Annotated in this window: 19 protein-coding genes; 4 read left to right on the top strand and 15 right to left on the bottom strand. The window is 73.2% G+C overall.

Annotated features, from left to right (window positions below; genetic code table 11):
• Nucleotides 1–227: 227 nt before the first annotated feature.
• Nucleotides 228–1,571, bottom strand: a complete 1,344-nt coding sequence (gene murD, locus ACK8GG_RS07140) for a UDP-N-acetylmuramoyl-L-alanine--D-glutamate ligase (RefSeq protein ID WP_440355898.1) — start codon at nucleotides 1,569–1,571, stop codon at nucleotides 228–230.
• A 45-nt stretch (nucleotides 1,572–1,616) separates the two neighbouring features.
• Here murD and ACK8GG_RS07145 point away from each other — a divergent pair, with 45 nt between their 5' ends.
• Nucleotides 1,617–2,966 carry a MurL-like N-terminal domain-containing gene (locus ACK8GG_RS07145; RefSeq protein WP_440348913.1) on the top strand — a complete coding sequence of 450 codons (1,350 nt, stop codon included), beginning with the start codon at nucleotides 1,617–1,619 and terminating at the stop codon, nucleotides 2,964–2,966.
• Nucleotides 2,967–2,992: 26 nt separating this feature from the next.
• Here ACK8GG_RS07145 and ACK8GG_RS07150 read toward each other — a convergent pair whose 3' ends face one another.
• The 6 genes from ACK8GG_RS07150 to ACK8GG_RS07175 form a co-directional block, all read right to left on the bottom strand.
• Nucleotides 2,993–4,681, bottom strand: coding sequence for a PucR family transcriptional regulator (locus tag ACK8GG_RS07150; RefSeq protein WP_440348914.1), 1,689 nt, complete (start codon nucleotides 4,679–4,681; stop codon nucleotides 2,993–2,995).
• 39 nt (nucleotides 4,682–4,720) lie between these two features.
• On the bottom strand, nucleotides 4,721–5,530 hold the full coding sequence (locus tag ACK8GG_RS07155) for a TrmH family RNA methyltransferase (RefSeq protein WP_440348915.1): 810 nt from the start codon (nucleotides 5,528–5,530) through the stop codon (nucleotides 4,721–4,723).
• 110 nt (nucleotides 5,531–5,640) lie between these two features.
• Complete coding sequence (locus tag ACK8GG_RS07160) at nucleotides 5,641–6,573, bottom strand: M15 family metallopeptidase (RefSeq protein WP_440348916.1); 933 nt, start codon at nucleotides 6,571–6,573, stop codon at nucleotides 5,641–5,643.
• Between the two features lie 18 nt (nucleotides 6,574–6,591).
• Complete coding sequence (locus ACK8GG_RS07165) at nucleotides 6,592–7,377, bottom strand: hypothetical protein (RefSeq protein ID WP_440348917.1); 786 nt, start codon at nucleotides 7,375–7,377, stop codon at nucleotides 6,592–6,594.
• A gap of 240 nt (nucleotides 7,378–7,617) precedes the next feature.
• Nucleotides 7,618–8,730, bottom strand: coding sequence for an SPFH domain-containing protein (locus ACK8GG_RS07170; protein ID WP_440348918.1), 1,113 nt, complete (start codon nucleotides 8,728–8,730; stop codon nucleotides 7,618–7,620).
• Between the two features lie 3 nt (nucleotides 8,731–8,733).
• Nucleotides 8,734–9,210, bottom strand: a complete 477-nt coding sequence (locus tag ACK8GG_RS07175; protein WP_440348919.1) for an NfeD family protein — start codon at nucleotides 9,208–9,210, stop codon at nucleotides 8,734–8,736.
• A 172-nt stretch (nucleotides 9,211–9,382) separates the two neighbouring features.
• Between ACK8GG_RS07175 and ACK8GG_RS07180 the strand changes: the two genes are divergently transcribed.
• Nucleotides 9,383–10,705 (top strand): serine hydrolase domain-containing protein, encoded by a 1,323-nt coding sequence (locus ACK8GG_RS07180; RefSeq protein WP_440348920.1) that lies wholly within the window; start codon nucleotides 9,383–9,385, stop codon nucleotides 10,703–10,705.
• Between the two features lie 82 nt (nucleotides 10,706–10,787).
• On the opposite strand, the gene ACK8GG_RS07185 is transcribed toward ACK8GG_RS07180, so the two are convergent.
• Entirely contained in the window at nucleotides 10,788–11,609 is an 822-nt protein-coding gene (locus tag ACK8GG_RS07185; protein WP_440348921.1) for a DUF3097 domain-containing protein, read from the bottom strand.
• 186 nt (nucleotides 11,610–11,795) lie between these two features.
• Between ACK8GG_RS07185 and ACK8GG_RS07190 the strand changes: the two genes are divergently transcribed.
• Nucleotides 11,796–12,587: an Rv1486c family protein gene (locus ACK8GG_RS07190; RefSeq protein WP_440348922.1), complete on the top strand. Its 792-nt coding sequence runs from the start codon at nucleotides 11,796–11,798 to the stop codon at nucleotides 12,585–12,587.
• A 70-nt stretch (nucleotides 12,588–12,657) separates the two neighbouring features.
• On the opposite strand, the gene ACK8GG_RS07195 is transcribed toward ACK8GG_RS07190, so the two are convergent.
• From ACK8GG_RS07195 to fabG, 4 genes are all read right to left on the bottom strand, one after another.
• Entirely contained in the window at nucleotides 12,658–13,398 is a 741-nt protein-coding gene (locus tag ACK8GG_RS07195) for an HAD-IIA family hydrolase (RefSeq protein WP_440349229.1), read from the bottom strand.
• A 61-nt stretch (nucleotides 13,399–13,459) separates the two neighbouring features.
• Nucleotides 13,460–14,488 (bottom strand): ferrochelatase, encoded by a 1,029-nt coding sequence (locus tag ACK8GG_RS07200; RefSeq protein ID WP_440348923.1) that lies wholly within the window; start codon nucleotides 14,486–14,488, stop codon nucleotides 13,460–13,462.
• Between the two features lie 94 nt (nucleotides 14,489–14,582).
• Nucleotides 14,583–15,350 (bottom strand): enoyl-ACP reductase FabI, encoded by a 768-nt coding sequence (gene fabI / locus ACK8GG_RS07205; protein ID WP_440348924.1) that lies wholly within the window; start codon nucleotides 15,348–15,350, stop codon nucleotides 14,583–14,585.
• Nucleotides 15,351–15,392: 42 nt separating this feature from the next.
• The gene (gene fabG / locus ACK8GG_RS07210) at nucleotides 15,393–16,097 is read right to left on the bottom strand and encodes a 3-oxoacyl-ACP reductase FabG (RefSeq protein WP_440348925.1); all 705 of its coding nucleotides are present in this window, start codon (nucleotides 16,095–16,097) and stop codon (nucleotides 15,393–15,395) included.
• A gap of 368 nt (nucleotides 16,098–16,465) precedes the next feature.
• Here fabG and ACK8GG_RS07215 point away from each other — a divergent pair, with 368 nt between their 5' ends.
• Nucleotides 16,466–16,618, top strand: coding sequence for a hypothetical protein (locus ACK8GG_RS07215; protein ID WP_440348926.1), 153 nt, complete (start codon nucleotides 16,466–16,468; stop codon nucleotides 16,616–16,618).
• A 22-nt stretch (nucleotides 16,619–16,640) separates the two neighbouring features.
• On the opposite strand, the gene ACK8GG_RS07220 is transcribed toward ACK8GG_RS07215, so the two are convergent.
• The 3 genes from ACK8GG_RS07220 to ACK8GG_RS07230 are packed head-to-tail and all read right to left on the bottom strand — an operon-like array spanning nucleotide 16,641 to nucleotide 19,671.
• Entirely contained in the window at nucleotides 16,641–17,591 is a 951-nt protein-coding gene (locus ACK8GG_RS07220; RefSeq protein ID WP_440355899.1) for a VWA domain-containing protein, read from the bottom strand.
• Nucleotides 17,588–18,571, bottom strand: a complete 984-nt coding sequence (locus ACK8GG_RS07225; RefSeq protein ID WP_440355900.1) for a DUF58 domain-containing protein — start codon at nucleotides 18,569–18,571, stop codon at nucleotides 17,588–17,590. The genes ACK8GG_RS07220 and ACK8GG_RS07225 overlap by 4 nt, the downstream gene beginning before the upstream one ends.
• A complete protein-coding gene (locus ACK8GG_RS07230; RefSeq protein WP_440348929.1) occupies nucleotides 18,568–19,671 on the bottom strand; it encodes an AAA family ATPase in 1,104 nt (367 codons plus the stop codon). Before ACK8GG_RS07230 ends, ACK8GG_RS07225 begins: the two co-directional genes overlap by 4 nt.
• Between the last annotated feature and the right edge of the window lie 3 nt (nucleotides 19,672–19,674).

The following is a 19,674-nucleotide window of genomic DNA, read 5'->3' on the forward strand; positions in this document are numbered from 1 at the left end:
GCCTGGCAGTCGGGTGGACGGGCGCGTCGCGGTGTGTCGCTTGTCTTCACGTTCGGATGAACGTCTGAAGAATTCTTACGGCACCCTCGCGCCGACAGCAAGACCCTGGCCCGAACCGTTATCAGCGAACGCCGATGGACACCCGTCAGACCGCATCAGCCACCGCCGATGACACCTGCCGGACCATCATCAGCCACCGCCGATGAGACCCGCCGGAGCGCCCTGACTCAGGCGGTGTCGCGGATCGCCTGGGCGAAGACCTCGGAACGGTGCTCGAAGTTGCGGAACTGCCCGTAACTGGGTGCCGCCGGGGAGAGCAGCACCACCCCGCCGGCCGGCGTCAGCCGCCGGGCCTGGCGCACGGCGGCGACCAGGTCCTCGGCCAGCTCGGCCCGGACACCGGGCAGATCGCGCAGCTCGCCGATGATCCGCGGGCCGCTGTCGGGCACCCCGATCACCGTCAGCTCCCGGGCCGCCAGATGCTCGCGCAGCGGGGTGTAGTCAAGCCCTCGGTCGGCGCCCCCGACGATCACCGTCAACGGCCGGTCCTCGTACGCCTCGATCGCGTGCATCGCCGAGTAGGGGCTGGTCGAGAGGGTGTCGTCGACGAAGGTGATCCCGGCCGGGTCGGCGATCTCGGCGAGCCGGTGCGGCAGCCCGGTGAAGGTGGCGACCGCCCGGGCCAGCGCCTCGTGCTCGGCCACACAGTCGATGCCGAGCGCCTCGAGCACCGTCAGCGCCACACAGAGGTTGCTCTCGTTGTGCCGCCCGACCAGCGGCAGGAGCGCGCGGATGAAGAGCGGCCGGTCGCCGGCGTACACCCAGGCGGTGCCGTCCGGGCCGGACGCGACGTGGAAGCCGTCGGGGAGCCCGGCGCGGATCGCCGGCCGCGACCCCAGCTCGGCCAGCAGGCGCGGGTCGGTGCCGTTGACGACGGTGACCTCGGGGCCGTGGTCGATCAGGTTGAGCTTGTCGCGGTAGTACTCCCGTTCACCGCCGTGGGCGTCCAGGTGCTCGGGGAAGAGCGAGGTGACCACGGCGACCCGCGGCGAGTCGGTCAGGTCGCTGCACTGGTAACTGGAGAGCTCCAGGACGTAGCGGTCGGCCTCGGGGAGGTTGAGCAGCGGCACCCCGATGTTGCCGCCGAAGACGTTGGCCCGGCCGAGCACGGTCAGCAGGTGGCTGATCAGGCTGGCGGTGGTGCTCTTGCCCTTGCTGCCGGTGACGCCGACGGTGCGCGCGGCGTGGTCGGCCATCCAGAGCGCGGTGCCACCGGTGATCGGCACCCCGCGCTCGCGCAGCTCGATCACCCAGGGGTGGGTCTGCGGCACCCCGGGCGAACGGACCACCACGTCGGCGGCGAGCAGCCGCTCGTGGGCCTGCTCGCCGGTGTACACCGCCGCCACCTCGGCCGGCGCCCCGCCCCACGGCAGCGCGTCGCCCGCCGGGCGGTCCTCGACGGCGACCAGCTCGGCCGGCTGCTGCGCGGCGATGGCGGTGACCGCCGCCCGTCCCTCCCGTCCGGTCCCCCAGACGACGACACGACGGCCACGCAGATCGGACAGGCGCACAGGGATCTCCTCCGGTGGGCGGGCAAACCGGGACTAGTATGGCGTGTGCTCAACGGACAGCTGCGGCAGATGGACGCCTTCACCTTCCCCTCGTACTCGCTGGATCTCAGCACCGGCGAGGCCCGCTTCGACTACGCGCTCACCGGCGCCGACGGTCAGCTGCGCTTCACCGAGGTGGTGACGTTCCCGCTGCCGGCGCAGCCGCCGACCGGGACGCGGCTGGCGGCGCTGCACCGGGTGCTGGAGCTGCTGCACCTGGCCGCCGGCGTGAGCTACTACAAGGCCGCCGCCCCACCCCGGCTGATCGCGCCGCACCCGCTGGGCGAGGCCGCGACCGCGTTCCTGACCGCCCTCTACACCAAGGGCCTCGGCGAGTACGCCTACCGCAACGACCTGCCGTACGTACTCGAACTGGCCCTCGATGTCCCGGCCGGCGAGGTGGCGCCGGTCGCGCCGCTGGACACCGCTTCGGCCCGTCCGCTCTCGGCCGTCGGTGGCGGCAAGGACTCCATCGTCAGCCTGGAGGCGCTGCGCGGCGCCGGACTGGACCCGGTCCCCTTCTCGGTCAACCCCAACCACGTGATCGTCTCGGTCAACGAGGCCTCCGGGCTGACCGCGCTGACCGCCCGCCGGCGGCTCGACCCGGCGCTGTTCGAGCTGAACGCCGCCGGCGCGCGCAACGGCCACATCCCGGTCACCGCGATCAACTCGCTGATCGCGGTCGCCACCGCCGTGCTGCACGGGCTCGGTCCGGTGGTGATGTCCAACGAGCGCTCCGCCTCGGACCCGAACCTGATCTGGAACGGTCACGAGATCAACCACCAGTGGTCAAAGGGCGCCGAAGCCGAAGGGCTGCTGCGGGCGGCGCTCACCGCGCACGCGGGGCTGACCGAGCCGTACTTCTCGCTGCTGCGGCAGCTCTCCGAGCTGCACATCGCCCGGCTCTTCGCCGGCATCACCCGCTACGACGACGTGGTGACCAGCTGCAACGCCGCTTTCAAGCTGCACGACCCGAGCGCGCGCTGGTGCGCGCACTGCCCGAAGTGCCGCTTCATCTTCCTGGCCCTGGCGCCGTTCATGGAGCGTGCCCGGCTGGTGCACATCTTCGGCGCGGACCTCTTCGCCGACCCCTCCCAGCTGCCCGGCTACCGGGAGCTGCTCGGCGTCGACGGGCACAAGCCCTTCGAGTGCGTCGGCGAGGTGGAGGAGTCGGTGGTGGCGCTGAGCCTGGTGGCGGCGCAGCCGCAGTGGCAGGACAGCCCGGTGGTCACCGCCCTGCTGTCGGCCGTGCCCGATTCGGCGTGGGAGACCGCCGCCGCCTCCGACGTCTTCACCCCCGCCGGGCCGTCGTTCGTGCCCCCGGCGTACGCGAAGGCGCTCGCCGCGCTCGACTGAGCCGGGGTCAGTCGACTGAGCCGGGGTCAGTTGTCGCGGACGGCGTCCAGGGCGAGCAGAGCGACGTGCAGGGAAAGGCAGGCCGCCACGGAGTCGAGGTCGGCGCCGAGGACCCGGCCGATCCGGGCGAGCCGGTCGTAGAAGGCCGGCCGGGACAGGTGCGCGGCCGTCGCGGCCGCCGATTTGTTGCGCCCCTGCTCCAGGTACGCCCGCAGCGTCTCCAGCAGCTGCTCGCGGGGGTGCCGGGCGTCGTAGGCCAGCAGGGGGCCGAGTTCACGTTCGACGAAGGTCTGCAACCGCGGCTCGTCGCGGAGCAGGTGCAGCAGTCCGGCCAGCCCGACGTGCGGCAGGCGGAACACCGGCAGGTCACGCCGGTCCCGGCGGGCCGCATCGGCGACCTGCCGGGCCTCCAGCAGCGATCGGCGCGCCTCGGGCAGGCCCGCCACCCCGGAGCCGGCGGCGATGATCACCGGAGGGCTGGAGCCGGTCACCGCGCCATTGACCGCGGCCGGTCCGGCGCCGATCAGGCGGATCCGGCGCAGCGCGGCAGCGAAGGCGCTCAGCGCCGATTCCTCCGCCGCCGGGTCGGCGAGCACCAGCAGCGCGCCCACCGCCTGGTCGTCGACGGCGCTGGTCAGCGCGGTCAGTTTCGTCTCCCGCAACGCCTGTCCGACGGCCTCGGCGAGGTCCCGTAGCCGGGCCTGCGCCACCTGCGGGCCGTGCTCGGCGGACGGATCGTCGACCCGGTTGCGGACCATCACCCCGATGAGGTGGCGGCGCTCCAGCGTCAGCCCCAGCGCGCGGGCGCGCAGCTGCACCTCGTCCAGGGAGCCGGTGTGGTCCAGCAGGGCGGTGAGCAGGGTCCGGTGGATCTGCCGCTCCAGCCCTTCGACGTCGCGGCGGATGAGCCGGCCGAGCGCCAGCGCCGACGCGGCCCGCTCCACCAGGATCACCAGCCGGGTCGGCGGTGATCCGCCCGCGGCGTCGAATCCGGCGCCGGGCCAGCGCAGCAGCAGTCGCCCCCAGTCCTGCCCGCGGGCGCCGACCATCGTCACCAGCCAGCCGGCGTCGGCGTCGTACCCGGTGCGGCCGGGTGGGCGGACCCGGCGGGAGTGCTGCTCCCAGCCGTCGAGCAGGGCCTGCGGACTCTCCCCGGCCGCGTCGTAGGCGAGGACCTGACGGGCCAGGTTCTCCAGCACCACCGGGCAACCGGCCAGCGCCGCAGCCTGGCGCAGCACCTCGGCCGGCTCGGCGCCCTCCACCGACAGCTCGGTGAAGCGCTGATGGATCTCCTCGGTTGCCCGCAGCTCGGTGAGCTGGGCGTCGATGACCAGCGCGTGCACCGCCTCGGTGATCGGCACGAAGGGGGTGGCCCGCCGCAGCTCCACCAGGGGCAGGCCGCGCCGGGTCGCGGCGTCGGCCATCGCCCGGGGCACGCTGCCGGTGTAGCGGCGGCCGAGCTCCACCATCAGCCCGGCGACTCCCACGTCGGCGAGCTCGTCGATGAAACGGCGCAGCGCGGCGTCGTCGGCGGGCAGCCCGATGCCGGTGCTGAGCACCAGCTCGCCGCCGCGCAGCAGCGCCGCGATGTCCGGCACCTCGGCGACGTGCACCCAGCGCACCGGCCGGTCGACGCCGTCCTCGCCGGCGACCAGTCGCGGGCTGCCATGCCGCACCGGACCCAGCGCCAGAACCTCCCGCACCGTTGGAAACACGGCGACAGGTTACGGCTCCACTCCGACGGTTGGCGAGGGTCAGACCGGGTCGTCGCGGCCCAGCTCCCAGGCGGCGACCGCGGTGGCGGCGGCGACGTTGAGCGAGTCGACGCCGCGGCGCATCGGGATGACCACCCGTACGTCGCTCGCGGCCATCGCGGCGGCGGTCAGCCCGGCGCCCTCGGCGCCCATCAGCAGCGCGGCACGGGCCCGCTGCGCGGCGGTCAGGGTCTGGATCGGCACGGCGTCCGGCGCGGGTGTCAGGGCCAGCACCGTGAAGCCGGCCGCCTGGACCTGGGTCAGCCCGGCGGGCCAGGGCTCCAGCCGGGCGTACGGCACGGCGAAGACCTCGCCCATGCTGACCCGGACGCTGCGCCGGTAGAGCGGGTCGGCGCAGGAGGGCGACAGGAGCACGGCGTCGATGCCGAGCGCCGCCACGGCCCGGAAGATCGCGCCGAGGTTGGTGTGGTTGTTGACATCCTCGAGGATCACCGCCCGGCGTGCCCCGGCGAGCACCTCGGCGGCAGTGGGCAGCGGCTTGCGGTGGAAGGAGGCGAGCACCCCGCGGTGGACGTGGAATCCGGTCGCCTCCTGCAGCACCTGCGGGGTGGCGGCGTAGACCGGGGCGTCGCCGGTGTCGAGGTCACCGAGCTGGTCGACCCGCTTGGCGTCGACCAGGAACGACCGCGGCGGGTAGCCGGCCCGCAGGGCGCGGCGCAGCACCAGCTCCCCCTCGGCGATGAACAGCCCGTGCGGCGGCTCCCAGCGGGTCCGCAGCTCCACGTCGGTCAGCGCCCGGTAGTCGGCGATGCGTACGTCGTCGGGGTCGGTGATCTGTTCCACGGGCACCGGTCGATTCTGCCGGTCGCCCGCGGTGGGTCACGCACCGCCCACCGCGGGCGTCGGCCACCTCACCCGCCGACCGCCGACCGCCGGGGTGCCGCCGACCGCCGGGTGCCTCACCCGCCGGGCAGCGCCGCGCGGGTCACCGGAAAGTCGAAGTACCGGTTCGGGTACGGGTCGTCGTCGTAGTCGTAGTGCCACCACTCGCCGGAATAGTTGGTAAAGCCCTGCTGGCGCATCAGGTCCCGCAGCAGCAGACGGTTGGCGCGGGCCGCACCGGTGACGGCCGGGTTCTCCGTGTGCGACAGCGACTCGAAGCAGTCGTAGCCGGTGCCCATGTCGATGCTGTTGTCGGCGTAGCGCCGGCCGGCCGGCGCGGTGCAGGACTGCAGCTCCTGCCCGGGGCTGAACGTCGGCTGGGGTGCGGCCGGCGTTCTGACCAGGGTCAGGTCGACGGTGCTGCCGCTGTTGTGGGAGCTGGGGCTGGCGATGAAGCCCTGCGGGAAGAGCTGTGACTTCGCCAGGGTCGGATAGAACTCCGCCCGCATCCGGTCGTCGTCGGGGTCCTTGGCCCAGCGCACGAACTCCTCCCCGGCCGACAGCGGCCGGTAGCAGTCGTAGACCTTCAGGCGGTAACCGCGGGCCTGCGCCGCCGCCTGCACCCGGCGCAGCGCGTCGGCCGCCTGGCGGGTGAGGACGCAGATCGGCTCGGTGTAGCCGGTCACGGGCCGGCCGACGAAGTTGTGCGCGGTGGCGTAGCGGACGTCCTCGATGATCGTCGGGGCGACGCTGGAGAGCGCGACGAATCCGGCCGGGGCGGTGACCGAAGGGCGCGGCGTCGGCGGCGGCGTGCTCCGGGTGGGCGCGGGCGCGGCGCTGGAGGGGGCCGGCTCCGGGGTGGGCGCGGGCGGCGTCCCGTCGCCGCAGCCGGCCGCCAGCGCCACGGCCAACGCGAGGACGAGCCGGCAGCGTGTCCGGCGGACGCGCCGCCCGGTTGCCGCGGCCGCTGCGGCGGGCACCGGCATGCCGGGCTGCGGGGACGGCGGCATGGCGGCCACGGTACCGGTTCAGCCGGCGGCGAGGGGGTCGGTGCTCTCCGGGGCCACCGGGGTGGCGACGCTCGCCGCCGCCGCCTGCCGGGCGATGATGGCCGGGACGAGACGGCCGGCCCGCCAGGCCACCCCGATTCCGGCGGCCAGCACGAAAACCGCGCCGAAGGTCTGCAGGGCGCCGAGCAGGGCACCGGCGATACCGAGCAGCGGGGCGGCGATCATCAGCATCGTGCCGTCGCCGACGCTGAACACCCGGGAGCGGCTGACGGCCCAGCCGGTCAGGGCCCAGCCGAGGCTGTAGACCGCCGAGCCGAGCAGCACGAAGACGCGGGCGTTGACGCCGAAGACCGGCGCGGTCTCCCCCACTCCGGTGAAGGGGAGCATCAGCACGATGCCGGCGAGCGCGGCGGACATTCCGCCGACCGCCCACCAGCGGGTCCGGGTCACCACCAGCAGCGCGGTCAACGCGAGCACCGCCAGCAGGCCTACCCAGACGGTGACCGCCCAGCCGAGCAGGTAGAGCGAACGGCCGTCGAGCGGGTACGAACGGCTGCCGAGCCCTTCGCCGTCGCTGTACAGGGCCATCCCGCCGAAGAGCAGGGCGTAGCAGGGCAGCAGCCAGACCGCGACCCGGGCCAGGCGCCGCAGCGACCAGGCCCAGGTGGCGTCGGTGGCGGCTGAGTACGGGGAGGGTTCCACCACGAACGGCAGGATGCCGAAGCCGCCGTTGCGGCCGCGTTTGCCACGGGTGCCGCCCCGCGTCGCGGACACCGCGCCGTCCCGCTCCCGGGATCTCGCCATCCGATCCACCCCGTTCCCGTTCACCGGCGCCGGGGCGGCTGCGGACGCGGACTCCCCGGCGGTCAGGACCCTTGCGCCACGATCGTGGCAGGCCCCAGGGCCACCTCGACGGCGCTTGGCCGAATTGCCGTCGTTCGGGTGGCGCCGCGGATGACGGCGGACGTGCGGCGACCGTACCGGTTCGCAGACACACACCGGCCCCGGCCGCCAAGGGCGGCCGGGGCCGGTGACAACGTGCTGTCAGAGCTGACGCTGGTCGGTGCCGCTCTGGTCGCCGAGCAGGCTCGTCGGGGAGACCGGCGCCGGGGCGGGCAGCCCCTGAGGCGCGTTGCCACCCGAGGTGACCTGCGCTTCGGCGGCGCGCACCTCGTCGTTGATCTGCGCGGCGGCGCGGGCGGCGGCCTCGGCCGCCTCGGCGGCCTCCCGCTCGACGGCGCCGGCGTCGGCGCTCGCCTCGGGCGACGGCATGTCGCCGACCATCCGGTTGAGCCCGCCCAGCGCGCCGCCCATGCCCTCGAGGGCCTTGGTCAGCTCGGCCGGGACGATCCAGACCTTGTTGGCGGTGCCGTTGGCGATCTGCGGCAGGGCCTGCAGGTACTGGTAGGCGAGCACCTTCTGGCTCGGGTTGGCGGTGTGGATGGCGTCGAAGACGGTACGGATGGCCTTGGCCTGACCCTCGGCCTGCAGAATCCGGGCCTGCCGGTCACCGTCGGCGCGCAGCACCGCGGCCTGCTTCTCACCTTCGGCGGTGAGGATCTGCGACTGCTTGTGCCCCTCCGCGTTGAGGATCGCGGCGCGGCGGTCCCGCTCGGCGCGCATCTGCTTCTCCATCGAGTCGCGGATGCTCGGCGGCGGCTCGATCGCCTTGATCTCCACCCGGGTGACCTTGATGCCCCAGCGGCCGGTGGTCTCGTCGAGCACGCCGGAGAGGTGCCGGTTGATCTCCTCGCGGCTGGTCAGCGCGCGCTCCAGGTCGAGCGAACCGATCACGTTACGCAGGGTGGTGACGGTGAGCTGCTCGATCGCCTGGAGGAAGTTGGAGATCTCGTACGTCGCACGGGCCGAGTCGATCACCTTGAAGTAGAGCACCGTGTCGATCGACACGACCAGGTTGTCAGAGGTGATCACCGGCTGCGGCGGGAAGCTGACCACCTGCTCGCGCATGTCCACCTTGGTGCGGACCGCGTCGATGAAGGGAATCAGCAGGTTCAGTCCGGGGTTGAGGGTGCGCTTGTACCTACCGAGCCGCTCGACGACGTCCTGCCGCTGCTGCGGCACGATCCGCACCGCCTTGACCAGGGTCACCACCATGAGCAGCGCGATTGCGCCGATCAGGATCAAGAGGCCATCCATCAATCACTCGCCTTCTCGCTCCGGCAGCTGGACCGGAGTCGTAGGTTGGTCCCGCCAGACCAGGGCCGTGGCGCCCCGGACCTGTATGACCTGTACCCGGTCGCCCGGGTCGAACGTCTGAGTGGTGTCGAAGGAGCGTGCCGACCAGACCTCGCCGTCGATCTTGACGAGACCGCGCGCCGCGTCGACCGCTTCCAGCACCTCCGCCGTGGAGCCCTCGATCGCACCGACCCCGAACGGCGGAGTGCCGCTCTCGGTGGGCGACGCGAGGTGGCGGCGGATCGTCGGCCGGGCCACGGCCACCGTCAGCGCGGAGACGACGGTGAAGATCAGCACCTGCGCGAGGACCGGGGCGCCGAGACCGGCCGCGATCGCGGCGGCGAACGCGCCCGCCGAGAACATGATCAGGAAGAGCGTGGTGGTGAAAATCTCGGCAACCGCCAGCACCACGCCCAGAACGATCCACAGCAACAGCTCCACCCATAGGATTCTGTCACGGCTGCGCACGTCCAACCACCCCAAACGATCATGGGTGCGGTACAACCGCCCACGCGGGGCGAACCGGGCCGCCACCGAGAGCCGCACATACAATGCGTGCGGCATCGACGGAGGTCGTCCGACCGCCGTCCGCGCCCCCGAAGGAGCCGCACCGGTGTCGCTGTTGATGGAGACCACCCGCCGCATCGACCTGCTCGTCGCCGAAGGGCAGGCGCAGGGGCGGACGCCGACCCTGGTCGCCGGGATCGTGCGCGCCGGCGCGCTGGTGCACTTCGCCGCCGCCGGTGAGCTGCTCAGCCCCGAGCGGAGCATGCAGTACCGGATCGGATCGATCACCAAAACGATGACCGCGGTCCTGATCATGCAGCTGCGCGACCGGGGCCTGCTCGACCTCGACGACCCGCTCGAGGCGCACCTGCCGGGCACACCCGTCGGCGCTGTCACCCTGCGCCAGCTGCTCGGCCACGCCGGCGGACTGCAGCGCGAGCCGGAGGGCCAGTGGTGGGAACGCGCCGACGGCGCCGATCTCACCACGCTGCTGGCCGGGCTCACCCCGGGCAAGCTCAGCCACCCGCCGCACCGGGCGTACCACTACTCCAACCTCGCCTACGGCCTGCTCGGCGCGGTCGCCGAGGCCCTGACCGGGCGCGGGTGGGCCGAGCTGCTCACCGAGCGTGTCCTGGAGCCGCTCGGAATGACCCGCACCACCTACCTGGAGCAGGCGCCCTACGCCACCGGCTACGTCGTGCACCCCTGGCACGAGACGCTGCGCGAGGAGCCGCGGACCGACACGGGCGCGATGGCCCCGGCCGGGCAGCTCTGGTCGACGGCCGAGGACCTGGCCCGCTGGGCCGCGTTCCTGGCGTCGCCCGACCCGGGGGTGCTCGCCCCGCAGACCCTCGCCGAGATGTGCGTACCGGTGATCATGAGCGATCTGGACTCGTGGCGCTCCGGGCACGGTCTCGGGCTGCAACTGCACCGCGTCGGCGAGCGGGTCTACACCGGCCACGGCGGCTCGATGCCCGGCTATGTCGCAGGGCTGGCGGTGCACCGGCCGACGCGCACCGGCGTGGTCACCTTCGCCAACGCGTACGGCCTGCGGAGCGGCTCGATCGGCGAGTTCACCCGTACCCTTCTCACCACCGTGCTCGACGCGGAGCCGGAGCCGACGAGCCCGTGGCGGCCCCGGCCGCAGCGCCCGTCCCCGGAGATCGACCAGCTCTGCGGGCGCTGGTGGTGGATGGGCGAGGAGTACGAGTTCACCTGGGACCCGCACCGCGACGAGCTGGTGCGTACCCGGCTGCAGCCGGCGGGCGGCCAGGTCTGCTTCCGACACGAGGAGGGCGACCGCTGGCGCGGCACCGGTGGTGACGAGCACGGCGAGACGATGACCGTGCTACGCGACGAGAACGGGCAGGTCACCGCCCTGGACATCGCCACCTTCGTCTTCACCCGCGACCCCGACCGGCTGCGCTGACCCGCGGCCGACGGCCCACACGCCGGACCCCGGCCACCACTGACGGAGCCGGCCGCCGGCCCACCCCGCCGCAGGCGCTCGTTCAGTCGCCGGCCGGCGGCACCGTCACAAAGTCGATCATGCGCTCGACCGCGTTGATCAGCGGTGTCTCCACGTCGGCGTAGCTGTCGACCCGCGACAGGATCAGCCGCCACATCTCGGCCGGGGTCGCCACCCCGAGCGCGGCGCAGACGCCTTCCTTCCACGGCCGCCCCGGCGGGACCACCGGCCACGCGGCGATCCCCAGCGCCGACGGCTTCACCGCCTGCCAGACATCGACGTACGGGTGCCCGGTCACCAGCACGTGCGGCGAGGTAACCCGGGCGACGATCCGGCTCTCCTTGGAGCCGGGCACCAGGTGGTCGACGAGCACGCCGAGCCGGCGCTGCGGGCCGGGGCCGAACGCGCCGATGTGCGCGTCGAGGTCGTCGATGCCGTCCAGCGGTTCGACGACCACCCCCTCCACCCGCAGGTCGTCGCCCCAGATCCGCTCCACCAGGGCGGCGTCGTGGATGCCCTCGACCCAGATACGGCTCGCCTTGGCCACCTTCGCCGGCACGCCGGAGACCGCCACTGAGCCGGAGGCTGTGCGGCGTCGTACCGGCGCGCTCGCCGTCGGCGCCGGGCGGCGCAGGGTCACCGGCCGGCCGTCGAGCAGGAAGGCCGCCGGCAGCAGCGGGAAGTTGCGCCGCCGCCCCTTGCGATCCTCCAGCACCACCGCGCCGGACTCGAATCCGACGACCGCGCCGCAGAAGCCGGAGTCGGCGTCCTCCACCACCAGGTCCAGCTCCGCGTCGACCTCGGGGGTGACCCTGCGACGCCGCCAGTCACCGGCCAGGACATCGTTTCCATATCGCCCGCTCATGGGCCGACAGGCTAACGGCCGGCGCCGTTTCCGGCTCGTTGACGCGCCGCACGGGCCCACCGCCGAGGGGTGCCGGCGGGGCGCCCGGGACGACCGCGGGCGGGCATTCAACCCGGTCCGGACCCGCCGCGAAGCGGCACCGCCGGGACCGAGACACGACCGGCGTCAGCACGTACCCTTGCCTGCATGTCATCCGTGACCGACACCGTCAGCCTGACCGCCCGCCGGTCGAGCCGATTCGTGGCCTGGGTACGGGCGTGGCGCGCCGGGCTCGTGCCCTTCGACGAGGTGGCCGAGTCGATCGCCGCCGGCGAGGAGCATCTCGTCGCCGACGCCCCGGGAACGTGGACGGACGTGCCCCTGGCCGACGCGCTGCCGTCGCTGGCCAAGCACTCCCCCGACGACATCCGGCTGGTCCTGCCGGCGGCCGGCGACCCGCGCGGGCTGCCCGGTCCGGGCGACTTCAGCGGCGCGGCGCTGCTGGCCGGGGAGGCCGTGGTGACCGCCGGCCTCGGCTTCGTGCCGCAGGTCCGCAGTCACACGTCCGGCTCCGGGATGACCTTCGAGACGGTGCTCTGGCGGGTCTTCCCGCTGGCTGCGGACGCACCCGCCGCGTCGCTGACGATGCCCGGCGCCGCCGAGGCCGAGGCGGAGCTGGCGAGCGTGCTGGCGGAGACGACGATGACGCTCACCCGGCTCGACGTGGCCGCCTGGCGGCCCGAGCTGGCCGGGGCGCTCGCGGCGCTGCGCCGGCCGGACGGCGTTACCGACCTGCCGCCGGGCTTCGACCCTCGGGCCCGGCGTCTCTTCGCCCGCGCGGCCGTCCTGGACCGGGTGCTGGTGCTGGCCGGACAGGCCGCTCCGGGCGGGGCGGTCAACGGCTACGAGGCCCAGCAGCGCGACGCGGCGCTACGACCGCTCACCACCGCCTGCCGGCGTGCGCTGGTCGCCGCCTGCAACGCCCCACTGCGCCCCTGACCACGACCCCGGGCGCGGCCCTGACCACGACCCCGGGCGCGGCCCTGACCACGACCCCGTACGCGCCGGGTCAGATCTCGTCGATCAGATCGGCCACCGAGTCGACGATGCGCGACGGACGGTACGGGTAGCGCTCCGCCTCGGCCCGGGTGCTGATCCCGGTCAGGACCAGCACCGTACGCAGCCCCGCTTCCAGGCCGCAGAGGATGTCGGTGTCCATCCGGTCACCGACCATGATCGTGTCCTCGGAGTGGCCGTCGATGCTGTTGAGCGCCGACCGCATCATCATCGGGTTCGGCTTGCCGATGAAGTAGGGCGCCATCCCGGTCGCCTTGGAGATCAGCGCCGCCACCGAGCCGGCCGCCGGCAGCGCCCCCTCCGCCGAGGGACCGGTGGCGTCGGGGTTGGTGCAGATGAAGCGGGCACCGTCGTTGATCAGGCGAATCGCCTTGGTGACCGCCTCGAAGCTCCAGGTCCGCGTCTCGCCGAGCACCACGTACTCCGGGGCGAAGTCGCTCAGGACGTAGCCGACGGCGTGCAGCGCCGTGGTCAGCCCCGCCTCCCCGATCACGTACGCCGTGCCGCCGGGACGCTGGTCGGCGAGGAACTGGGCGGTCGCCTGCGCCGAGGTCCAGATCACCGACTCGGGCACCTGGATGCCCACCCGCGCCAGCCGGGCCTGCAGGTCGCGGGGGGTGTAGATGGAATTGTTGGTCAGCACCCGGAACGGTTTGCCGGAGGCCCGCAGGCGGGCGATGAACTCGGGTGCCCCGGGAATGGGCTGCCCCTCGTGCACCAGCACCCCGTCCATGTCGGTGAGCCAGCACTGCGCCGGGCCGGTGACCGTCGGCGGCTGTTCGTAGCCGGCCACGTCAGGACCGCCGCGTCGGCAGGCAGCACGAGGCCGGGCAGGTGTTCCACGCCGGGAGTGTGCCGAGCCGGCTCCACTGCGGCGGCGGCACCTGCTCGACGCGCTCGCGGACGAGGTCACGCACCATCGCCACGAACCGGGGGTCGACACCGGGGGTGGCTGCGCGTACGTAGTCCAGGCCCAGCTGCCCTGCGGTCGCCGCGGCTTCGGTGTCGAGGTCCCAGACGACCTCCAGGTGGTCGGAGACGAAACCGATCGGGCTCACCACCACCGAGGTGGTGCCGCCGGCGGCGAGCGCGGCGAGGTGGTCGTTGATGTCCGGTTCGAGCCACGGCACCTGCGGCGGGCCGGAGCGGCTCTGCCAGACCAGGTCGTACGGGACGTCGACCCCGGCGTGCGCGGCGACCAGCCCGGCGACCTCGGCCAGCTGGGCGGTGTAGCGGTTGCCGTCGGGTCCGGCGGCCGCGGCGGCGGCCAGCGGCACCGAGTGGGCGGTGAAGACGACCCGGGTGGTGTCCCGCTTCGCCGGGTCGAGCCGGGCCAGCGAGTCGCGGACCGCGTCGGCGAGCGGCTCCACGAAACCGGGGTGGTCCCAGAACTGCCGCAGCTTGGTCACCGCGGGAGCGTCCGCCCCGACGAGCGCGCGGGCCGCGGCGATGTCCTCGTAGTACTGGCGGCAGGAGGAGTAGCCGCCGTAGGCGCTGGTGGCGAAGCCGAGGGCGTTGCGGATGCCGTCGTCGCGCATCTGCGCCAGGGTGTCGGCGAGCATCGGGTGCCAGTTGCGGTTGCCCCAGTAGACGGGCAGGTCCACGCCGTTGGCCGCGAAGTCCGCACGGATCGCCGCGATCAGGTCACGGCACTGCTGGTTGATCGGCGAGACGCCGCCGAAGTTGCGGTAGTGCTCGGCCACCTCGGCCAGCCGCTCCGGCGGGATCCCCCGGCCGCGGGTGACGTTCTCGAGGAAGGGAAGTACGTCGTCGGGTCCCTCGGGACCGCCGAACGACAGCAGCACCACAGCGTCGTAGCCCATGGTCCCATTCTCCCCCTTTGCCGGGTGGACAGCGGAAAGGACCCCGCCTCCGGCCGTGGCACGGCCACGGAGGCGGGGTCCTTCGGCCGGGAGTTCAGGCGCCGATCGCGTGGTATCCGCCGTCGACGTGCACGATCTCGCCGGTGGTGGCGGGGAACCAGTCCGACAGCAGCGCCAGGCAGGCGCGGGCGGCCGGCTCCTGGTCGGTGAGGTCCCAGCCCAGCGGCGCCCGGCCGGCCCAGGCCTCCTCGAACTGATCGAAGCCCGGGATCGACTTCGCGGCCATGGTCCGCAGCGGTCCGGCGGCGACCAGGTTGCTGCGGATGCCCTTCGGGCCCAGGTGCAGCGCCAGGTACCGGGAGGCGGACTCCAGCCCGGCCTTGGCCACGCCCATCCAGTCGTAGACCGGCCAGGCCTTGGTGGCGTCGAAGGTCAGCCCGACGACCGAGCCGCCGCGCCCCATCAGCGGCAGCGCCGCCATCGCCAGCGACTTGTACGAGTAGGTGGAGATGTGCAGCGCGGTCGCCACGTCCTCCCAGGGCGCGTCGACGAAACCGCCGCCCAGGCAGGTCGCCGGGGCGAAGCCGATGGAGTGCACCACCCCGTCGAGGCCGTCGACGTGCTCACGGACCCGGTCGGCGAGGCCCGCCAGCTGGCCGGCGTCGGTCACGTCGAGCTCGATGACCGGGGCGGGCTCGGGCAGCCGCCGGGCGATCCGCTCGACCAGCGAGAGCCGGCCGTAGCCGGTCAGCACGACCGTCGCGCCGTTCTCCTGTGCCAGCTTCGCCACCGAGAAGGCGATCGACTGGTCGGTGATCACGCCGGTGACGAGCAGCCGCTTACCGGCCAGCAATCCAGACAAGATGGAGCTCCTCTGCGTTCGTGGAAACTGATGGGAGAGCGGTCAGTGGCCCATGCCGAGGCCGCCGTCGACGGGAATCACCGCGCCGGAGATGTAACCGGCGCCGTCACCGGCGAGCCAGGTCACCACGGCCGCGACGTCGTCGGTGGCGCCGAACCGGGCCGCCGGGATCGCCTTGAGGTAATCGGCCTTGCGCTCGTCGGGCAGCGCGGCGGTCATGTCGGTGTCGATGAAGCCCGGCGCCACGACGTTGGCGGTGATGTTGCGCCCGCCGAGCTCCCGGGTGATGGAGCGGGCGACGCCGACCAGCCCGGCCTTGCTGGCCGCGTAGTTGACCTGCCCGGGGCTGCCGTAGAGGCCGACCACCGAGGAGATGAAGATCATTCTGCCCCAGCGGGCCCGCAGCATCTTCGACGACGCCCGCTTGGCGCAGCGGAACGCGCCCGTCAGGTTGGTGTCGACAACACCGGTGAACTGCTCCTCGGACATCCGCATCAGCAGCGTGTCGTCGGTGATGCCGGCGTTGGCGACCAGCACCTCCACCGGACCGAACTCCGCCTCCACCGCGGAGAAGGCGGCGTCGACCGAGGCCGAGTCGGTCACGTCGCAGCGGACACCGAAGAGATCCGGCGGCCCGGTCTCGCCGCGGTGGGTCACCGCGACGCGGTCTCCCTGCTTGACGAAGGCATGCGCGATCGCCAGACCGATCCCCCGGTTCCCACCGGTCACCAGCACCGTCCGAGCCACGGCTCCCCCTAACAGATATGTGGGCGTGCGTTGCGCAGACTAGGCGTTACCCGCAGGTAAGCGCTAACGCCGACGGCCGGCGGCGTGGTCCCTGCGCCGGTGTGCCTCCGCTGCGGACCGCGAACGGCAACAGGGTACGATGGCGCGCGTTCCGAGCCCTGACGACCGGTGGAGGTGATCGCTGTGCGAGATAGCGATCCTGCCAGTCGTGGCCGGACGAACCGTCAGCTCCGCTGAGCCCGCCACGGCGCGCCCTGAGCTGACCAGCCCGCTCCCTGTCGCACCACGCCCACCCCGGTCTGCCGGCTTCCCGGCCGTGACCGGTCCGGCGTGCCCGGCGGGGCGCAACCCGGTCACGAGTCCCGTGTGTGTTCCGCCTGCCCCTCGCCCGGCACGCCTCCCACGCTGCCGGCCAGCGCCACCCGGAGACCGTCATGAGCCGCTACGTCGCCCCGCTGGGCTTCACCCTCGCCGCCGTCTGGATCGCCGTGCTCTTCGTGATGGCCAGCGGCACCGCGTGACCGGGGCGTCCCGGCCGGCGCGTCAGACCAGCCGGGACGTCCAGACCAGACTCGCCGCTCCCGCCGCCAACAGCAGCAGCAGCGCGCCGCCGGCGTACCACTGGGTGATCTCGCGCGGCTCGGTGCGGTACCCGATCGAGCTGCCCATGTCCTGGTAGACCTGCTTGAGCTCGCTGACCGTCTCGGCCTCGTAGAAGAAGCCCTCGGTGGACTCGGCGAGCGCGGCGAGGGCCGGCCGGTCGACCGGCACCGGCTGCAGCTGGCCGCTGATGTCCACGGTGCCGCCGTCGGTGCCGAAGGCGATCGTCGAGACCGGCACGTGCGCGGCCGAGGCAGCCGAGGCGGCTTCCTCGACCGAACGACCCGCGGTGCGGTATCCGTCGGAGAGCAGCACGATCCGGGCCGGCGGGATCCCCTCGGCACCGTCGGCCGGCACCATGCGGATAGCTTCCAGGCAGGTGAAGACGGCCTCACCGGTCGCGGTCGACTCCGCCAGTGTCAGCCCGTCGATCGCCGAGGTCACCGCGGAGCGGTCCTTTGTCGGCGCCACCAGCACGTTCGCCGACTTGGCGAAGGAGACCAACCCGACGTTGTAGCTCTCCGGCAGCTCCGCCACGAACTGCTTGGCCGCCTCCTGCGCGGCCTCCAACCGGGTCGGCGCCACATCCTCGGCCTGCATGGACAGCGAGACGTCGATGGCGAGCATCACCGTCGCGCGCTCCAGTGGCTGCCGGGTGTCGACCGACGGGCGGCCCAGCCCCGTCGCCAGCACCAGCAGGCCCAGCAGCAGGGCCACCGCCGGCACGTGCCGGCGCCAGCCGATCCCCTTCGGGGCGACGGTACGCAGCAGGTCCACGTTGGTGAACCGCACCGCGTAGGCCTGCCGGTGCAGTTGCCGCCAGACGTACGCCGCGGCGAGGGCCAGGACCGGCAGCAGCGTCAGCAGCCACCAGGGTTGCAGAAAGCGGATCATCGAGTCGTCCCTCGGGTACGGGCATGCCGCTGCGCGGCCACGAACCGCACCATATCCATCAGCCAGTCGGAGTCGGTACGCAGCCGCAGGTGCGCCGCCCCGGCACCACGCAGCGCCGCCGAGATGGCGTCGCGCTGGGCGGCCGCCGCCTGCGCGTACCGGGCGCGCAGCTTCGGATCGGCGGTCTGCACCTCGTGCAGTTCACCGCTCTCCGGGTCGATCACCGGCAGCACGCCGACGTCGGGCAGTTCCAGCTCACGGGGGTCGACGACCTCGATGGCGAGCACGTCGTGGCGCACTGCGAGCCGCCGCAGCGGGTGGGTCCACTGCTGCGGCGGGGCGAGGAAGTCGGAGATCAGCACCGCGACGCCCCGGCGGCGCGGCGGCCGGTTGAGGGCTTCGACCAGGGCGCCGAGGTCGACGCGGCCGGGGCGTACCGGCGCGCCGGCGATGCGGCGCAGCAGCCCCTGCGCCTCCTTGCGGCCGGGCCGGGCCGGCAACACGGTCAGCGTGCCGGGCCCGGGCGCGGACGCCGGGCCGCGCCGCCGGCCCGGCGCGGCCGGCTGCTCGGCGCCGACGCCGAGCACGGCGCCGACGCGGTTGCCACCGCGCACGGTCAGATGGGTGATCGCCGCGGCGGCGGCGACCACCAGGTCGCGCTTGAGCCACCGCCCGGTGCCGAAGTCCAGACTGGCCGACAGGTCCACCGCCAGCCAGGTCTCCAGCTCCCGGTCGGCGATGGTGCGCCGTACGTGCGGCACGGTGGTACGGGCCGTCACCGGCCAGTCCATCCGCCGGACGTCGTCACCGGGGCGGTACTCCCGGGATTCGCCGGCCTCGCTGCCCGGTCCGGGCAGCAGTCCCGCGTAGTCGCCCTGCAGCAGCCCGTCGAGTTTGCGGGTGACCATCAGCTGCAGCCGGGACAGCGCCGCCTCGGACGGGCCGGCCACCTGCGGGGAGAGCGGCGCCGGTGCGCTCACGCCGGGCGTCCGGGCCAGCCGCCGCCCTGGCCGCCGGGCGCGCCGACGCCCGCCTGCTGCCGCGGGGTGACCGAGGGCAGCGCGATGGTGGACATGATGCGCGCCACGATGTGGTCGGCGGGCACGTCGTCGGCGAGGGCGTCGTAGCTGAGCACCAGCCGGTGGCGCAGGATGTCCGGGGCGACGTCCTGCACGTCCTGGGGCAGGGTGTAGTCGCGGCCGCGCAGCAGCGCCAGCGCCCGGCTGGCCCGGATGATGCCGAGCGAGGCGCGCGGGCTGGCGCCGTACTGGATGAGGCGCGCGACGTCCGGCATGCCGTGTTCGGCGGGGGCCCGGGTGGCCAGCACCAGCCGGACGGTGTAGTCGACCAGCGCGTTGTGCACGAAGACCTCGTCGGCCTTGCGCTGCAGGGACACCAGATCGGTGGGGCTGAAGACGACGTTCGGCTCCGGCGCGCGTACGCCCATCCGGTAGACGATTTCGCGTTCCTCGGAGTCGCTGGGGTAGCCGACGACGATCTTCATCAGGAACCGGTCGCGCTGCGCCTCCGGCAGTGGGTAGACGCCCTCCTGCTCGATCGGGTTCTGGGTGGCCATGACCAGGAACGGGTGCGGCACCTCGTAGGTCCGGCCGCCGATGGAGACCTGCTGCTCGGCCATCACCTCCAGCAGGGCGGACTGCACCTTGGCCGGTGCCCGGTTGATCTCGTCGGCGAGCAGGAAGTTGACGAAGACCGGTCCGAGTTCGACGTCGAAGGTCTCCGAACCCTGCCGGTAGATGCGGGTGCCGATGATGTCGGCCGGCACCAGGTCCGGGGTGAACTGCACCCGGGCGTAGCTGCCACCGACAACCCGGGCCAGGGTCTCCACCGCCAGGGTCTTGGCCACCCCGGGCACACCCTCCAGCAGGCAGTGCCCGCGGGCGAGTAGCGCGACGAACATCCGCTCGACCATCCGGTCCTGCCCGACGATGACGCGCTTGACCTCGAACATGGCGCGTTCGAGCAGGGTCGCGTCGACGGCGGGGGTGCTCTCGGGAGCGGAGTGCGGCGCGCTGCCGAGCGTCGGCGTCGGCGCGTCGGGTGTGGTCGGCTGGGCCACCGG

Origin of the sequence: Melissospora conviva (genome assembly GCF_049523535.1) — a bacterium.
GTDB classification, from domain to species: Bacteria; Actinomycetota; Actinomycetes; order Mycobacteriales; family Micromonosporaceae; genus Melissospora; species Melissospora conviva.